This window comes from Micromonospora sagamiensis (genome assembly GCF_014680085.1).
GTDB lineage: Bacteria > Actinomycetota > Actinomycetes > Mycobacteriales > Micromonosporaceae > Micromonospora > Micromonospora inyonensis.
Genome location: NZ_AP023438.1, coordinates 4,017,004 through 4,034,044, shown reverse-complemented (window position 1 = coordinate 4,034,044; position 17,041 = coordinate 4,017,004). Strand labels below are relative to the sequence as shown.

At 71.2% G+C, this 17,041-nt stretch carries 14 protein-coding genes; 3 read left to right on the top strand and 11 right to left on the bottom strand.

Annotated features, from left to right (window positions below; translation table 11 throughout):
* Positions 1–19 precede the first annotated feature (19 nt).
* The 5 genes from IGA62_RS17815 to nfi form a co-directional block, all read right to left on the bottom strand.
* Positions 20–1,213: an SIS domain-containing protein gene (locus tag IGA62_RS17815; protein ID WP_145819742.1), complete on the bottom strand. Its 1,194-nt coding sequence runs from the start codon at positions 1,211–1,213 to the stop codon at positions 20–22.
* Positions 1,210–1,389, bottom strand: coding sequence for a Trm112 family protein (locus IGA62_RS17810; protein WP_088980537.1), 180 nt, complete (start codon positions 1,387–1,389; stop codon positions 1,210–1,212). The genes IGA62_RS17815 and IGA62_RS17810 overlap by 4 nt, the downstream gene beginning before the upstream one ends.
* Before the next feature lie 62 nt (positions 1,390–1,451).
* Positions 1,452–2,837, bottom strand: coding sequence for a phosphomannomutase/phosphoglucomutase (locus IGA62_RS17805; RefSeq protein WP_145819744.1), 1,386 nt, complete (start codon positions 2,835–2,837; stop codon positions 1,452–1,454).
* A 61-nt stretch (positions 2,838–2,898) separates the two neighbouring features.
* Positions 2,899–4,116, bottom strand: coding sequence for a hypothetical protein (locus IGA62_RS17800; RefSeq protein ID WP_232624681.1), 1,218 nt, complete (start codon positions 4,114–4,116; stop codon positions 2,899–2,901).
* A 239-nt stretch (positions 4,117–4,355) separates the two neighbouring features.
* Positions 4,356–4,952, bottom strand: a complete 597-nt coding sequence (gene nfi, locus IGA62_RS17795; RefSeq protein WP_145822158.1) for a deoxyribonuclease V — start codon at positions 4,950–4,952, stop codon at positions 4,356–4,358.
* A gap of 156 nt (positions 4,953–5,108) precedes the next feature.
* On the opposite strand from nfi, the gene IGA62_RS17790 reads away from it, so the two are divergent.
* Entirely contained in the window at positions 5,109–5,732 is a 624-nt protein-coding gene (locus IGA62_RS17790; protein ID WP_145819748.1) for an HD domain-containing protein, read from the top strand.
* Between the two features lie 62 nt (positions 5,733–5,794).
* Here IGA62_RS17790 and IGA62_RS17785 read toward each other — a convergent pair whose 3' ends face one another.
* From IGA62_RS17785 to IGA62_RS17770, 4 genes are read right to left on the bottom strand one after another with little or no spacing between them, the layout of a single operon-like run.
* On the bottom strand, positions 5,795–6,232 hold the full coding sequence (locus tag IGA62_RS17785) for a hypothetical protein (protein WP_145819750.1): 438 nt from the start codon (positions 6,230–6,232) through the stop codon (positions 5,795–5,797).
* Positions 6,229–10,653, bottom strand: a complete 4,425-nt coding sequence (locus IGA62_RS17780; RefSeq protein WP_145819752.1) for a toxin glutamine deamidase domain-containing protein — start codon at positions 10,651–10,653, stop codon at positions 6,229–6,231. The genes IGA62_RS17785 and IGA62_RS17780 overlap by 4 nt, the downstream gene beginning before the upstream one ends.
* Before the next feature lie 18 nt (positions 10,654–10,671).
* Positions 10,672–11,019 carry a hypothetical protein gene (locus IGA62_RS17775; protein ID WP_145819754.1) on the bottom strand — a complete coding sequence of 116 codons (348 nt, stop codon included), beginning with the start codon at positions 11,017–11,019 and terminating at the stop codon, positions 10,672–10,674.
* Positions 11,012–11,437 carry a YbaB/EbfC family nucleoid-associated protein gene (locus tag IGA62_RS17770; protein ID WP_145819756.1) on the bottom strand — a complete coding sequence of 142 codons (426 nt, stop codon included), beginning with the start codon at positions 11,435–11,437 and terminating at the stop codon, positions 11,012–11,014. Before IGA62_RS17770 ends, IGA62_RS17775 begins: the two co-directional genes overlap by 8 nt.
* A gap of 77 nt (positions 11,438–11,514) precedes the next feature.
* Here IGA62_RS17770 and IGA62_RS17765 point away from each other — a divergent pair, with 77 nt between their 5' ends.
* Positions 11,515–12,747 (top strand): SUKH-3 domain-containing protein, encoded by a 1,233-nt coding sequence (locus IGA62_RS17765; RefSeq protein WP_145819758.1) that lies wholly within the window; start codon positions 11,515–11,517, stop codon positions 12,745–12,747.
* A gap of 103 nt (positions 12,748–12,850) precedes the next feature.
* On the opposite strand, the gene IGA62_RS17760 is transcribed toward IGA62_RS17765, so the two are convergent.
* Positions 12,851–14,290, bottom strand: a complete 1,440-nt coding sequence (locus IGA62_RS17760; RefSeq protein WP_145819760.1) for an aldehyde dehydrogenase family protein — start codon at positions 14,288–14,290, stop codon at positions 12,851–12,853.
* Positions 14,291–14,534: 244 nt separating this feature from the next.
* Between IGA62_RS17760 and IGA62_RS17755 the strand changes: the two genes are divergently transcribed.
* The gene (locus IGA62_RS17755; RefSeq protein ID WP_145819762.1) at positions 14,535–16,109 is read left to right on the top strand and encodes a S8 family peptidase; all 1,575 of its coding nucleotides are present in this window, start codon (positions 14,535–14,537) and stop codon (positions 16,107–16,109) included.
* A gap of 80 nt (positions 16,110–16,189) precedes the next feature.
* Here IGA62_RS17755 and IGA62_RS30175 read toward each other — a convergent pair whose 3' ends face one another.
* A complete protein-coding gene (locus IGA62_RS30175; protein ID WP_269780452.1) occupies positions 16,190–16,981 on the bottom strand; it encodes a G5 domain-containing protein in 792 nt (263 codons plus the stop codon).
* Positions 16,982–17,041: the final 60 nt, after the last annotated feature.

Genomic DNA, 17,041 nt, shown 5'->3' with positions numbered 1-17,041 from the left:
AGCCGGGGGGTCGACTCGTTCACGGGTTTGCGAGCTCCTTCATTTCTGAGACGGCGGGAACCGCCATCGGGTCCAGACCGTGTGCCAGCGCGAGGTAGATCGAGGCGAAGTCCGGTACGGCGACCAGGGAGGCCAGCCGCTCCAACGCGGAGCCACCCTCGGCGGTCACCACGTCGCAGCGCACGCCGCGCCGCTCGGCGAGGGTCTGCACCGCGTCCGCCCGACGCTCCTCGACCGCGAGCGGCTCGTCGGAGTCGTCGTCGGCGTTGAGCCCGCCGTCGCGCAGCAGCACCACCCGCAGCCGGGTGCCGTCGGGGGTGTCGTCCGGGTCGGCGAAGATGTCCCGCGCCGACTCGACCAACCCACCGAAGACCCCGTCGAGCAGACCCACCCGACCCCGGCCCGCCTCGCCGAGCGCCCCGGCCACCACCGGGTAGCGGGCGTTCGCCGAGAGCGTGTCACCGAAGCGGCGGGCCGCGACGGTGGCCAGCGGCGACGAACCCCAGACGATCGGGATCGAACCGGCCAGCCCGAGCGCCAGCGACTTCGCCGGGTTGACGAAGGACTCGGCGGTCGGGCGGCACCGGTCGGCGTCGGCGTCGAGCCGGGCGGCCGTCTCGGCCAGGTCGGCCTCGTTCACCTTCACCAGGCCGAGCGTACGGGCGGCGAGCAGAACCGGCACGGTGAGCGCCCAGAGGCTGGCCCGGGCCGGGGCCCGGCGCGGCACCGGGATGAACGGGGCCCGGGCGCGCTCGGCCACCGACTGGAGCTGGGAGTCCGGGGCACCGACCGCGACCAGCCGGGCGCCCCGTCGGTGGGCGGCCTCCGCCGCGCCGAGCGCCTCGGGGCTACGACCCGAGGCGCTGACCGCGATCACCACGTCCGCCGCGCCGACCCAGCCGGGCACCCCGGCGCTGCGGTGCGGGATCACCGGTACCGGGCAGCGCGGCCCGGCCACCGTGGCCAGCACGTCACCGGTACGCCCGGCGGTGCCGATGCCCGCGATCACCACCGCCCGCGGTCGTCCCTCGTCGGCGAGGACCTGGAGGTTCGCCTCGGCGGCCAGCGCGGCCGTCTCGCGGACCTGGGCCCCGGCGGAGGCGATGTGCCGGAGCATGCCGCCCGGGTCCTTCTCGGCGAGCGCGTCCGGGTTGTCGAGCAGGGACTCGTCGGCCTCGCGGTGGCCGCTGACTCCGGCCGTGCCCTCGATCACGACTGCCGCCCCGGGCGTGCCTCGTCCAGCAGCAGCACGGGCACGTCGTCCCGCACCTCGAAGATCCGGTGGCACTCGGTGCAGGTCAGCGTCTGCGCCTGCGGGTCGTAGTCGAGTGGGGCGTGGTGCGTGTCCGGACAGGCGAGGATCTCCAACAACTGCGGATCCAGGGCCACGGCGCGGCTCCTTCCACGTATGTGGTCTCACCGGTCGGTCTCGCCGACCGGCGCACGCGATCTTATCGGCGAACCTGTTCGAGCACCTCGTCACGGAGTGCGGCCATCCGGTCCCGGGTGGGTGCCTCGACGTTGAGCCGCAGCAGCGGCTCGGTGTTCGAGGCACGCAGGTTGAACCAGGCCCCGTCGGGGAAGCGCAGGGTCAGCCCGTCCATCGTGTCGACCTCCGCCTCCGGGTACGCGGCCCGCACCTCCGCGACCTTCCCGGCCTGGTCGGCGACCGTCGAGTTGATCTCACCGGAGGCGACGTAGCGCTCGTAGGCGGCGGCCAACTCGGAGAGGGGGCGCTCCTGCTCGCCCAGCGCGGCCAGCAGGTGCATGGCGGCGAGCATGCCGGTGTCGGCGAACCAGAAGTCCCGGAAGTAGTAGTGGGCGGAGTGCTCGCCGCCGAAGACCGCGTTGGTGCGGGCCATCTCCGCCTTGATGAAGGAGTGGCCGACCCGGGCCACCACCGGCTTGCCGCCGTGCTCCCGGATGATCTCGGGCACCGCGCGGGAGGTGATCAGGCCGTGGATGACCGTCGCGCCGGGGTGCTTGGCCAGCTCCCGGGCCGCCACCAGCGCGGTGATCGCGGACGGGGAGACCGGCTCGCCCCGCTCGTCCACCGCGAAGCAGCGGTCGGCGTCGCCGTCGAAGGCCAGCCCGACGTCGGCTCCGTGCGCGACGACCGCGCGCTGGAGGTCGACCAGGTTCGCCGGGTCCAGCGGGTTCGCCTCGTGGTTGGGGAAGCTGCCGTCCAGCTCGAAGTAGAGCGGGACGATCTCCAGCGGCAGGGCCGGCAGGACGGCGTCGCCGAGCACGCTCGGCACGGTGTGCCCGCCCATCCCGTTGCCGGCGTCGACCACCACCTTGAGCGGTCGGATCCCGGCGAGGTCGACCAGGCCGCGCAGGTGGGCGGCGTACTCCGGGCGCAGGTCGCGCTGCCGGGTCGGCGGGGTCGGCTCCCCCGTCGGGGCGGCCTCGCCCTTGTCCAGCAGGGCCTGGGCCCGGTCGCGGATCTCGGCCAGCCCGCTGTCCTGCCCGATCGGCCGCGCACCGGCCCGGCACATCTTGATGCCGTTGTACCGGGCCGGATTGTGACTGGCGGTGAACATCGCCCCGGGCAGGCCGAGCGCGCCGGAGGCGTAGTAGAGCATGTCGGTGGAGGCGAGGCCGATCTCCACCACCGAGCGACCCTCGGCGCGCACGCCGGCGCCGAAGGCAGCGGCCAGACCGGGCGAGGTGGCCCGCATGTCGTACCCCACGACCACCTGCTCCCCGGGTTCGCCAGTGGTGTTCAGCAGGTGGGTGAAGGCGGCACCGAGGGCTTCGGCGGCCCGTTCGTCCCACTGGTCCGGCACCGTCCCTCGGACGTCGTACGCCTTCACGATCTGGGACAGGTCAGACACCGGATTCGCTCCCTCGCCCGTGGGTCGTCAACGCCACTGAGCGTATCGGAGGGTCCGGCGGCTACTCGGGTAGGCGAGGCATGATGGCCGTCGAGTCCCCACCGCCGGTGTGCTCCGGAGGCGGGGGCGTACCGGGCTGCCCGGATCTCGGCGACGGATACACCGTGCCGCCCGACCCGTGCCCCGGTGGCGGAGGTGACGCCGGATACACCGTGCCCGACGCCGGCTGACCGGTGCCCCGGGGCGACCCCGGGTAGACCGTCCCCCGGCCCGGCTGTCCGCCCGGCGGGAGCTGTCCGCCCGGCGGAAGCTGTCCACCCGGCGGAAGCTGTCCACCCGGCGGGAGCTGTCCACCCGACAGAGGCTGTCCGCCCGGCGGAAGCTGCCCGCCCGGCGGGACGGGATGACCGGCGTAACCGGCCACGCCGCCGGGGGCCGGGTGGCCGCCGGAGCGGTAGGTGGTCCCGCCCGGGTTGCCCGGCAGCGGCGGCACCGGCGCGGGCGACGCCGGGTCCTCGTCCCGCCGGTCCGCGCGGGAGCGGCGGAAGAGCAGGACGATCAGACCGAGCCCGACCGCCACCAGCGCCACGCCGAAGACCATCACCAGGGAGAGCCCGCCACCGGACCCGCTCTCGTCGGCAGCCTGCCCACCGCCCCCGCCCGCCGCGGCGAGCGTCGAATCCACCGCCGGATCCTCGGTCGGCGGCCCGGTCTCCACCGGACTCGGCGTCGGGCTCGGGGTCGGGCTCTTCGTCGGGGTGGGGCTCGGGGTGGCCTTCCGGCCCGCCCGGACCAGGGACGTGTCGGCGTGCCGGCCGATCGCCTGACCGGCCGCGGTGGTCGCCTCCCCCGCCACGGTGAGCTTGCCGGCGGGCGCACCGGGCAGGAAGGTCACCCGGTACCGCACCGTGATGCTCTTGCCCTTGCAGAGGGTCGGGTTGGCCGGGGACGTCCGGGCGCTGCTCAGCACGCCGCCCCCGGAGACCGGGACCGGCCACCACTGGCCACCGGCGGACACCTGCACCTCCACCTGCTCGGCCCGGACCCCCTCCAGCCGCAGGCGCAGCCCGGTACGCAGCAGGACGCAACCCCCGCTGCGCTTGCGCACCTCGACCGACACGGATTCGGCCGACCCGCCAGCGGTGAAGCTGCCCGGGACACGCACCCGGACCGAGTCGTCGTCGGCCAGTGCGGGTGGCGCACCGAGGACCAGCGCGCCGCCCGCCAGCGCGCAGACCACCGCCAGGCGCGCCGCTCTCCGACGTACCGTCATGATCACCTCGCCGTTCCTCCCCGGTTGGGGTCCGGCCGACAGGCTACTACCGGAGGCTGACCGACCTGCGGCATCGACCGCCCGTGATGCTCCGACCCACCTCCCCGGTCCCGTGACGACCGGCCTCAGTTCTCCCGGTTCGTGCGGCCCGCCCGGTTCCCCCCGGCCCCGGTTCCACCCGCCCCGCCTCAGCCGGCTCGACCCGCCCGCGTCGGCCCGGTTCACCCACCCCGGCTACGGCATCGTCAGGTGCGACCGGCCAGCGCCGCCCGGCAGAGCCGGTCCGCCGTGCGGGTGGTCTCCGGTAGGCGGTAGCTCGGTGCGAGCGCGAGCACCAGGGCGCAGGCGTTCTCCAGACCCATCCGGTGACCGACGGAGACGAAGACGGGCTTCACCCCGTCCTGGGTACGCAGCACCCGGCCCACCACCTCCGTACCGTCCACCAGCGGCGACCAGGAACCCCGCCGCTCGCCGGGCGGATCCCACGTGCCCACCAGCGGGGTCTTCCCCACCCCGATCGCCGGCAGGCCGGTGAGCACCCCGAGATGACAGGCGAGCCCGAACCGCCGTGGGTGCGCCAACCCGTGCCCGTCGCAGACCAGCAGATCCGGCGGGTTCGTGAGCCGATCCAATGCGTCCAGCAGCGCCGGCAACTCGCGGAAGGCGAACAGGCCGGGCACGTAGTCGAACGCCGGCCGGCCGGTCACCACCGCCGAGTCGACGACCCGCAGCGTCCGGACGTCCAACACGGTGACGGCTGCGGCGAGCCGGTCACCGTCCTCGGCGTATGCGACGTCCAGGCCGGCCACGGTCGTGGGCGCGGTGGGACCCGGCCCGACCATGTCGACCAACGGCCGCAACCGATCCTGTACGCGCAGCGCCTCCTCAGGCGTCGCCGGCCATTCGACAGCCCCGTGTTGTTGGCCACGGTCCGGTTCGGTGGATCGGCCGACATGCTGGGTACCGGTGGCAGAGCGTCCAGGGATAGCCTCACTCCGATGGAGGCAGGCTTCACCGGATCCCGCGTCTCGATTCCCACTGACAGGCAGATCCGCGCCCTGCATGAGCAGTTCGCGCCGACCCGCGACGCCTTCGATCTCGTCTACTCCCACTGCGAGATTGTGTGCGAGCTGGCCGAGCGCCTGCTTGCCGGACGGGAGCACGATCTCGACATCGAGCTTGTCCGTGCGGGAAGCCTGCTCCACGACATCGGCGTATATCGCCTGTACAGCCCCTGCGGCGCACTTGACCAGGAGAACTACGTCCGTCACGGACTGTTGGGGTACGAGCTGCTCCGGGGTCTCGGATATCCGGAGGCTCTGTGTCGCTTCTGCTCATGTCACACCGGGATGGGACTGTGCCGCGACGACGTGCTCCGGCAGGGGCTTCCGTTACCGGCCGGCGACTACATGGCCGAGACCGGCGAGGAACGCATAGTCATGTACGCGGACAAGTTCCATAGCAAGACGACGCCGCCGACGTTCGTTTCCGCTGCCTCCTACGTGTCCAGCGTCCGGCGGTTCGGCGAAGACAAGGTGACCCGCTTCGCGTCGATGATGGAGCAGTTTGGCGAACCGGATCTCGCACCGCTGGCAAGCGTCCACGGGCACAAGGTCGTGTAGCGATCGTTTACCACCGGTACACGCACGACGGCCGGGGGGTGAGCCCGGCGGACGCCGTAGCCCTACTCCTGCCCGATGGACGGGTCGGCACCCGGATCGCCCTGTTGCTGAAGCTGCTCCTCAAACATGACGAACGTCTTCCGGCGGACGCCGTTCACGATCGCACGTTCTCGTGGCGTCAGGTATCGGCGCTCTCGTCGCTCCACATCTGTGATCGCTTTGACCGTCTCGTAGAGGGCGAATATCGGCCCCTCACCGTCCAGGTAGCGAGCTCGATAGCGCTCGACCTCCTGCACGAAGTCGGCAGCGGAAAGCGTCGACACCTCTCCACCTACGGCGAAGAGAATCTCCTCGATAAGACTGTCGGCGGACTCCCAACCGCCCGTTTCGATCGAGACCCGCCAAGCCATCAATTTACCGCCCGGCACCTCCACCAGCTTTACTGGCGATGTGTAGTAGCGGAAATACGAGGGCAGTCGGAGCCCTGGGACGCCATTCATGTCCCCTCCTCTCGGTAGGTCGACAATAGCGCCCTCCAGAACAACTCCTGCTCGCGACGGAGCACTCCATCGAAAATCGCCTGCTCCACGAGCCGAAGAGGGCGCCCCTCCTGCTTGGCTAGGGCCTTCAGATCCCGCCGCACCTCGTACAGTGCATGCTCCCAGGCGGCCACCTCATCCAGCGCGGCCAGGTGGAGACGGAACTCGGCGATGTGGCCGTTCGACATCTTTAGGAGCAATTGGACATCACGGTACCCGCTCTTTTGGGGACGCTGGAACCGATCATCAATGAATACGATTCGCACGTCTGGTTCGCGACGTAGCCGGTCGAGCGCTGAATAGAGTTGCCCCAGGGATCGAAACTCAATCTTCGCAGCCGCCAGGTCCCGCAACTGCGACGCATCTCCGCGGTACTTATCCACCTTGTCTTCAGCGCGACGCCGGTCCTTTGGAGCAGCACGCCAGCCCGGCTGACCGATTTGCTGGTTCCCGTCCCAAGCCAGCCGTTCTGCCAGTCCCGCCAGTTCGGCCTGGGCTTCCGCCGCCGCAACGTACAGACCGTCGAGGTACTGTCGCCGATAAGCACTGTCTCCACGTCGGCGCTGATCAAAACCGGGCTGATCGACATCATCGACCCACGTCTCGACCGACGAACTGATCCGACGTTGTTCGTTGGTCAAGGGCGTCGCCTCTGGTTCCGGCGTCCCAGCCGTTACGATTGCTTCGGGACCGCGAGAGGATATGTCGTCCATGACCGACATCAGAACGTCGATGGCGTTCTGATGAACGGCGAGGTGGTGCAGGGTCAGTGGACGGGCCGTGAGCGAAGCCATCAACTCCGGCGTCGCGAGGACCATGCTGACGAGATCCGGTCGCTGCGCCAGTTGTCGGACCAGCGTCTCGGCCAACAGCGGCTCGCCCTTGGGCGGGGTCCGCCACGTCTCCTGGAGCATCTGCTGCACACGGGGTTCGGCAAACAGGCTCGTCAGGTCGTGGGTGGCTGTCTCGTCCAGGTGCGGGAAGAGTCTCCCCAGCGCAGCCTGGTCCGCAGCGACGGCCACTTCCGCAGGGCTGACGCCAACCGAGAAGACCGCGTCGAGATCCTTGGCCGACGCGATGACCGTGGACGCGGGAATGCCAGCCGCGATGCGGTCGTCACACGCACCTTCCCGCGCCGCGCGCAGCACGGCAGGCTCCGGTTCTGGCTGGCGTGGGTCGGGGTTCGCGCCCGGCGCATCGGGCGAGCCCGGTAGCTGCCCCGGGGCGGCGGTGAACTGCGTCCGCGCCAGGTGCGGTCCCGATTCTCCTGCCGTTGCCTGGTCTGCCCGGACGGACAGTGGCCGCTGCTCGCTGAAGTCGCCCACCTCGCGGCCCGGCAGCGGCAGCGGCCTGCCGTCGGGACCGACCACGAGTGCTTCCAGACCGGCCACGTTCCCCGGATGCGCCACCCCCCGGTGGAAGTACGGGGGACGGTCCGACACGGTGCCGATCTGCGGGTCGAGGTACAGCACCGTGCCGTTCTGGTTCAGGGCCACCCACGCGTGCGCCCCGCCGCCCTCCCAGGTGTTCACCAGGAAGGCGAAGCTGCCGTGGCCGCCGGTGAGCAGTTGCCGGTGCAGGTCCGCGTACCCCTGCATCACCTGCTGCCGGGCGGCGGCCGGCGACAGGCCCTCGGTCGACGGGGTCACCCGCTGGTAGACGCCACCGGTGGCCCGTTCGACCCGACCGGGGCCGCCCCACTCACCGTCGATCGGCCGGTTGACGTCACCCTCGAAGTAGCCGTCGAAGGTACGCGGCGCGGAGACGCGGGGTCGGCCGTGCACCCACGTCTCGTACGTGGACAGGGTGCAGTCGAGGCAGTTGATCGCCCGGGTCGCGTCGGCGCTCGGTCCGCCGTCGTTGACCAGCGAGAACCATCTGCCCTGGCGGGGATCGGCCGTCCGGGTCACGCTTCCGTCTGGCTCGCGCGGCATCTGCCGTTCCAGGTCGGTCTGGTGCAGCGCCAGCGGCGGGCGCAGCCCGCCACGTTCCCCGTACGGCCGGGTCTGGTCGCTCGGGGGTGGAACGTCGTCTCCGGTCAGCGCCGACCGGTTGCCGGTCTCGACCCCACCGGTCGCCAACTCCGCTACGTCGTCGTTGATCCGCCGGAAGTGCTCCTCGGTCTCGACGAACGTGACGTCCGGCAGGACCGCGCCTTCCCGCACCTCCTCGGCGAGATCCACCTGCTGATGGCCGAGACGTTCCTGCTCACGAGCGCGCGCGATGAGTCGGTCAGACAGGGCCCGTTTCCCGGCCCGGTGCAGCCCGAGGGCCTGCCTGATAAGCCAGCGTGCGTTCTCGTAGTACGCCTTCGCGTCCCTACGCAGCCCCCGTACGAGGGTCTCCCGCCGCTGGTCCTCGAACCAGGCGCGCTGGGCCTCGTAGTAGCCGCGGTAGCGACGCCGTTCGAGCGCCTCCCGATCCGCCGCCCAGGTCCTCTCGTACCACTCGCGGCTTCTGAACGCAGGCTCCGTCGACTGCTGGGGCTCGGGTTCCGGAGCGGGAGCAGGTGGAGGCGGCGATTGCGAATGGCGTCTCTTCGGAGCCAGTGCCTCCAACAGGGACAGGTCGAGTACGGGCGGTTCCTGCTTGTGCCGCTTACCGGAATCGGCGTTAGCCGGCATGGCCGCGCTGAAGCCGGTGGTCGGGTTCGGCGTTGCTGTCAACGGCCCCGAGCCGGATACCGGTGTCGTGGCCGTGCTGGTCACGCTGACGACCGGCGAAGCGACGCCCGAGGCCGCCATCGGGACGGACGGAACCGCCGGTGTGGGGCCCGGTGTCAGAATGGTGGGCGTGCCGTTGTGCACACTGGTCGAGCCCGTGCTCGCCACAGTCGGTGGTGGTGCGCTGGTGACAGCGGGCGCGGTCGCCGTCGTCCCGACCGAGCTTGCCGTGGCGGCCAGCTCGGGCGTGGGCGCGGTGACCGGGGACGCGGCCAGCACCGGATCCATCGGGACGGACGACAGACTCGGCGTCGCGGAGACCGGGACAGGTGCCAGGGACGGGATGACGGCGGACGGCGGATTGGTGACGGTGGCTGCCGGCTCGGACCCGACCGGAGGGACAGTCTCCGGTCGACGGTCGGCTTGCCCGTCCGCCCCGACGGAACCGCTCGCCTCGGGGGACCCACCCACGTCGGCGGAACCGTCCACCTCGATCAGACCACCCGCGTCCCTCGGTGCGGGTGGCACCGGGCCCGGCGTGGCGTCCGCCCCGGAGGTTCTGGATGCCGGTGCACTCGTACCGGTGTCGCCGACGTCGGACGTCGTCCGTTGGGCGGGGACCGGCGATGGACCCGAGTCGGCTGCCGGGACGCTCGGTGTGGGTGGCGCGGTGTCGACCACGGACACGGGCGTACCACCCAGTGCGGCCAACCGGGCGTCGAGTCGTGCCTGGAGCGCCGCGTCGCTCTGGCTGACCACCGAGCCGGTGACCCCGGACGCCGCAGCGCGGGCCGCGTCCTCCAAGCCGACGAATCCGCCCCCGGTGGCCAGGCTGGCCGCTTGGTCGGCAATCATCTCGCCGCCCATCTCACGGCCCAGGTGCTCGGCGAACTGTCCACCCCGGCTACTCGCGTGCTTGCCCAAACCGGCGAGCGGGGCAGCGGCACCGCCGGCCAGACCGCCGAGGGCGGAGGTGCCGAGGTCGGCCAGGTCCAGGCCGTCCCGCCGTCCGGTCGAGTTCTGATAGCCCTGGATGGCCAGGTTGACGCCGCCCTCCTCGGCAGCCTCCAACAGGCCACCCCGCAGCGCGTTCCGCCCCAGCCCGCGCAGACCGTCCTTGGTGACCTGCTTCGCGGCCCGCTCGGTCGCCTCCTGCATCCCCTTTTTGAGGGTCTTCCGGGCGAGTTGCGCGATCAGCTTCTTGAAGATCTGCTGGACCACGAAACGGGTCGCGGTGATCGCGGCGGCTGCGGCCGGCGAGGCGGCACCGGCGGTGAGGACGACCGCCACCGTCATAGCGAGCAGTTCGACCACGAGAATGCCGAGCTCGATCCAGACCTCGAGCTTCGCGCCCTCGATGTCGCAGCCGCACTCCTCCACGAGACGACCGAGGTCGGTGCTGACCGCGAGCAGCAACGGTAGGGGTGCCTCGTCTCCCTCGGCCACCTTCCGCCAGGCAACGTCGAAGGCCTTCGCGACCGCTCCTACCGCCCCGTACCCGCTGAGCACCTCCCCGGCAGCGGTGGTGGCGTCCTCGCGTGGACCGGCCAATGCGGCGGCCACGGCGTACCACTCGTCGGCGAGGTCCCAGACCGCCCGCTCGTTCCCCTCTGGCCACTCGACGCCGACCACCCAGTCGAGTGCCTCGTAGATCCAGTCCGGCAGCTGCCAGGGGCAGAAGTCGAGAGGGTGCGGGATCGGACTCGGCAGTACGGTCACACCGGTGCTCCTGACCGATCAGGGAACATCGTGTCGGGGCTGGTTACGCACCCGGTTGAGGCGGCCGGCGTTGCCGGTGTCGGTCTCGACGTTGGCGTCAACCGAGCGGACCACGTCGGCACCGAGCCCCTCGACGTGCCGGCCGACTCCCTCCCAGGCGCGCAGCAGGGTCGCCTCCAACCCCCGGTATGTCTTCTCGAACGCGCCGCCGATGTCGTCCCGCCCCCAGGGGCGCTGGGCGCTCGCCGCCGCGATCTCCGCGCCGAGGCCGTCGCGTTTCGCCCTGACCGCCCGGCCGGCGAGCGAAAGGTCCATGCCGCCGCGCCGGGCACGTCCCGGGTCGAGCCAGAGCTGCCCGTCAGGCACGCCGACCACCGTCGTGTCCCATGATCGCGTCGGCCCGACGGAGCAGAGAGCCGAAGTCGCCCGAGCGGAGGAAGTCCAGCGACCCGGAGTTGGCCGGCAGGTAGCCCGCGACCAGTTCCTGCGTCGAGGCCGTCGCGGCGGCGGTGGCCTTCTGGACCGTAGAGGTGATCTTGCGGCTCAACGCCTGGGCGTCGCGGGCCTGGTAGACCGACGGATGCAGTTCCACGGAGATCAGCTGCCCTCGGGCACCGACGGTGGCGGTCACCTGACCGTCGTCGGAGCGCTCAGTGATGCGCAGTTCCGCCAACCGGACCTGCAGTTCGTCCAATCCGGACCGCAGCTGCTGGTACTGACCGTGCACCTCGTCGAACCGCGCTCGCAACGCACGGTTGGCGTCCCGGTCCGCGCTTCCCGCCAATGCCGCCTCCCGTCACCTTGGGTAGGCCAGACCATACCGGTCCGTCACCGATCCGTGGGGTCGGGTAACTTCACCCCGTGATCGACCGTCAACAGGCCGAACAACTCGCCACCGTTTGGGCGCGTCGGGAGTCGCAGCGCCTCGGGCACGAATGCACTCCGCTGGTCGAGGAGTTCGACCTCGGATATGTGATCTGGTACTCGGTGCCCCGTGACCTGCGGGCACTGCCGGGTGACCTGCCGACCACCGTGATCGATCGGGAGACCGGGGAGGTCTCCCACTGGCCACGCGTCCCGGCAGACGTCGTCGCGCAGACCTACCGGCAGCGTCGACCCACCCAGCCGGCACCCCGCACCGTCGACCCCGCCGCCCAACTGCTACGCGAGCTTCACCGACTGCCCACTCCCGGAACGGTGGCGCACCTGACCGTCGGCGGCCGTACCTACGTCGCGCAGGGGGCCAAGGGCGACATCACCCTGAACCACCATCCGCTGGTGCAGGGCTACCTGGACAATCTCCGCACCGGAGAGCTGGTACGCGGTGGCGACCGGCACGCCGAGCTGATCGTCATCTCCGACGCCCTGCACGACCTGGACCACCAGCGCGCCCTCCAGGGGCAGCCGCCTCTGGACTTCCAGGAGTACCTGGCGCTGCTGAACAGCGCCCGCCTGGAGGTCTTCCGGGTACGCGAACCCGGCGATCCGGAGGGCGGACCGGCGGACGAGGTCTGCGACTCGTGCGCGACCGCCCTGTCCCGGATGCGGCTGCTCCCCTGGTACGACACCGTCTGGATCCAGGAGTGGCGACCCGAGCCCCAGCCCGCTCCCGACCCCTACCGTTTTCCACCGGAGGTCACGCACGCACTCGTCGCAGCGGGCTGGGGGAAGATGGACTTCATCAAGGACATCGTCCCTGCCGCGATCGAGGAAACTCTCGAAACCGGCACGGCGGCCCACCGCCACCAGGCATTCCCTGCCGCCGAGGCGGCACTGGCCGACTTCCTGTCGCTGGTTTCCAAGCGCAGGGGCCGCGGCGAGCAGGTGTGGATCAGTCGGTTCGACATCAGTCCCCTGCGCGGCGCGCACAGTGCCGCCACGCTGGCGGACTTCGGGGCCGTGCTGGGCATGCGGCTCTTTCCGATCGGGGCGGAGTATCCGCAGGAGAGCATCCTCGCCGTGGACGAACTCGGTCGGGTCTTCGCGCTCGACCAGGCCGGCGAGTGGTTCCTCGGCGCAGACATCGACGCCGCCCTGACCACCCTCCTCCTCGGCCGTGCCCCCGCCCGGGTACGCGACGACGGCACCTGGTGAGCGCCCTGAGGTGGTAGCAGGGGACCCCTCCTACACAAAAAGCGGTAACAAGGGCCCCCTGCTACCACCCAACCCCCTGCTACCACCCCACCCCACTATCGCCTTACAGCTGCACTCCGGTGAGCACCAGCACCCTCGGCTCGGTGTAGTCGTCCATGGCGCTGCGCACACCCTCGCGCCCCACCCCACTGCCCTTCACCCCGCCGTACGGCATCTGGTCGGCCCGGTACGACGGCACGTCGCCGACGATCACCCCACCGACCTCCAACGTCCGGTGCGCGGCGAAGGCGACGTCGAGGCGGTGGGTGAAGACGCCGGCCTGGAGGCCGTACGCGGAGTCGTTGACGGCGGCGAACGCGGCCCGGTCGTGTTCGACCCGGGTGACCACCAGCACCGGCCCGAACACCTCCTCGGTGTTCACCCGAGCCTCGGCCGGCACCCCGGTCAGCACGGTGGGCGGGTAGGTGGTGCCGTCCCGCCGGCCGCCGACCTCGATGGTGGCCCCGGCGACGGCCGCCTCGTCCACCCACGCCTCGACCCGGGCCGCCGCGTCGGCCGAGATCAGCGGGCCGACGTCGGTGTGGTCGTCGGAGGGGTCCCCCGTCCGTAGTTCCTGGACGGCGGCGACCAGTCGGGGCAGGAACGCGTCGTAGAGCCATTCGTGCACGTAGACCCGCTGCACGGCGATGCAGGACTGGCCGGCCTGGTAGTTGGCGAAGGTGGCGATCCGGTGCGCGGCGAAGGTGAGGTCCTCGTCGGTGTTCCAGTCCTCGCAGATCACCGCCGCGGCGTTGCCGCCGAGTTCCAGCGTGACGTGCTTCTCGGGGGCGGCGCGGCGGATCGCCGTACCGACCGGCCCGGAGCCGGTGAACGACACCACCGGCAGCCGGGGGTCGGCGACCAGGTCGGCGGCGCGCTCGTTGGGGAGCGGCAGCACCGAGAACATCCCCTCGGGCAGCTCGGTCTCGGCGAGGATCTCGCCGAGCAGCAGCGCGGACAACGGCGTGGCGGGAGCCGGTTTGACGACGATCGGCGCGCCGACGGCGAGCGCCGGGGCGACCTTGTGGGCGACCAGGTTGAGCGGGAAGTTGAACGGGGTGATGCCGAGCACCGGCCCCCTGGGCACCCGCCGGACCAGCGCGATCCGGCCGGTGGCGGTCGGGTCGGTGTCGAGGCGTTGCAGTTCCCCGCTGAAGCGCCGCGCCTCCTCGGCGGCCCAGCGGAAGGTGGAGACCGCCCGGGTGACCTCGGCGCGGGCCCACTTGACCGGCTTGCCGTTCTCGGCGGTGATCAGCCGGGCGAGCTCATCGGCCCGTTCGGCGAGCCGGCGGGAGACGTGGTCGAGGGCCGCCGCGCGCACGTGCGCGGGCAGGGCCGCGGCCTCCGCGGCCACTCCGGCGGCTGCCGCGACGGCGGTTTCGACCTGCTCCGGCGTGGCGTGGGTGGTACGCCCCACCGGGCGTCCGTCGTACGGGTGGTGGACGGTCAGTTCGCCCTCGCCGTGGACGGGACGACCGGCGACGAAGAAGGCACGGGGCTCCACGTCGCGAGCGTAGAGCACGACGGACGGCCGGGGCGCAGCCATTCGGTATCGACATGTTGACCATGCGTGACGGCCGGTCTGATCTACCCCGGATTGCGACAGCAAACCGCCGCCACCTGGTCACAAATAGATCAACACATCTCTCTGCATCACTGTCGATGCCATACGATCCCGATCACTCGATCAGTCCTGATCGATCTGCGTGTCACCGGCACGCTGTCGAGCGGAAGGAACACCCCGAGGGATGACAGACTCCCCTGCCACAGGACGCCGCTGGCGTCTCGCCGTGGCCGCAGCCGCCGTCACCGCCGCCGTGGCGTCCGGCACCCCGGCGTCCGCAGCTCCCGCCGAGGGGCAGATCCTGCTCGCCGGTGGCGCGACCGCCGTCGAGAACTCGTACATCGTGGTCTTCAAGGACACCACGGTCGGCAGGTCCGAGGTGGACACCCGGGCCCGCGGCCTGGCCGGCAAGCACGGCGGTGCCGTCGGCCGGACGTACTCCAACGCGCTGCGCGGCTTCGAGGCCCGGATGTCGGAGACGGCGGCCAAGCGGCTCGCCGCCGACCCGTCGGTCAGCTACGTCCAGCAGAACCACACCGTACGGATCTCCGCCACGCAGACCCCCACCCCCTCCTGGGGCTTGGACCGGGTCGACCAGCGCGCCCTTCCGCTCAACAACTCGTTCACGTACGCGAACAACGGCGCGGGCGTGAAGGCGTACATCATCGACACCGGCATCCGGTTCTCGCACAGCGACTTCGGCGGTCGGGCGATCTCCGGGTACGACTCGGTCGACGGCGGCACCGCCGACGACTGCAACGGCCACGGCACGCACGTCGCCGGAACCGTCGGCGGCACCGCGTACGGCGTGGCTAAGGGCGTCACCCTGGTCGGCGTACGGGTGCTCGACTGCCAGGGCAGCGGCACCAACGCCGGGGTCATCGCCGGCGTCGACTGGGTCACCGGCAACCACCTCGCCGGTGAGAAGGCGGTCGCCAACATGAGCCTCGGTGGCGGCTTCGACCAGGCCACCAACGACGCGGTCGCCCGGTCGATCGCCGACGGCGTCACCTACGGCCTCGCTGCCGGCAACGACTACGGCGCGAACGCCTGCAACAGCTCGCCGGCCAGCACGCCCGCCGGCATCACCGTCGGCGCGACCCAGTCCAACGACGCCCGGGCCAGCTACTCCAACATCGGCTCCTGCCTGGACATCTTCGCCCCGGGCAGCTCGATCACGTCGGCGTGGCACACCAGCAACACCGCCACCAACAGCATCAGCGGCACCTCGATGGCGACCCCGCACGTGGTCGGCGCCGCCGCGCTCGTGCTCGCCGCGAACCCGACCTTCACCCCGCAGCAGGTTCGCGACAAGCTGGTCAACGACGCCACCAGCAACGTGGTGACCAGCCCGGGCACCGGCTCGCCGAACAAGCTGCTCTACGTCGGCGACGGCGGCACCACCACGCCGCCCACCGGCTGCTCGCGGACCAACGGCACCGACGTGACCATCCGCGACAACACCACCGTGTCCAGCACCGTCACGGTCACCGGTTGCACCGGCAACGCCTCGTCGGCCAGCACGGTCGCGGTCAGCATCGTGCACACCTGGATCGGCGACCTGGTCGTCAGCCTGGTCGCGCCGGACGGCAGCGTGTACACCCTGCACAACCGCACCGGCAGCTCCACCGACAACATCAACCAGACCTACACGGTGAACCTCTCCTCGGAGACCCGTAACGGCACCTGGACCCTGCGGGTGCAGGACGCGGCGAGCGGGGACGTCGGCTACATCAACAGCTTCACCGTCAACCTCTAGTCACCACCGCACGCCCGTCGGGTGGTAGGAAGGGCCCCTTGCAGTGCAAAAAGCACCTGCAAGGGGCCCTTCCTACCACCTCAGTCGTCGCAGCCGTAGCCGTCGTTGTCGCGGTCGAGGTCGTAGATGTCGCTGCCGATGACGCGAACCGGGCCGCTCACGTAGGCCGGGCCGTTACCGCCACCACCCGCGCAGTCGACGTCACTGGCGATCGGCACGCAACCGCTGTAGTTGGGGTCGCAACTCCGGGCGGGCCTGGTGCCCACCGCGACCACCTCGGTGACCGGCTTCCGGGTCACCACCGACCGCACCAGCTTCCGTCCGGTCTGCACGCCGTCGGTGACGGTGACCTGATAGGTCAGGGTCCGCTCGCCGTCGACCCCTCGGGTGCGGACCACCCGCTTCCCCTCGGCGAGGGAGGAGTCCTTCACCGTCCGTACGCCGTGCGGGAGCCGCTGGGTGGCGGTGACCGTCCGCACCTCGACCACCGGCGAAGCCGTGGGGGCCGGCGCCGTCGAGGGCGGCGGCGTCAGGGTCGGTGACGTCGACGGTGGATCGGCGGGCGCCAGGGACACCGGGGCCGTCGGTTCCGGCAACGCGTCCCGCCCGGCACCGGCGACAGCGGTACGGGAGTCCTTCGGCCGTTCCTCCCCGCCGACCATGGCCAGTCCGCCGCAGCACAGCAGGGCGGCGGTGAGCACCCCGCCACCGACGATCAGAGCGAGGCGCTTCGGCGAGGCGGGCCGGTCGGGGGGCAGGCCGTACCCGGGCGCGACAGCATGTCCGGGCGGCGGTCCCGGATGGGACGGTACGGCGTGTCCCGGCAGTGGGTCGTAACCGGCGGGTGGTGGGGGCGGGGGCTGCTGGGTCACAGCGACGAGTGTCGTCACCGACGACGCGGCCGGTAACCGCCGTGCCGCCGACCCTCCACA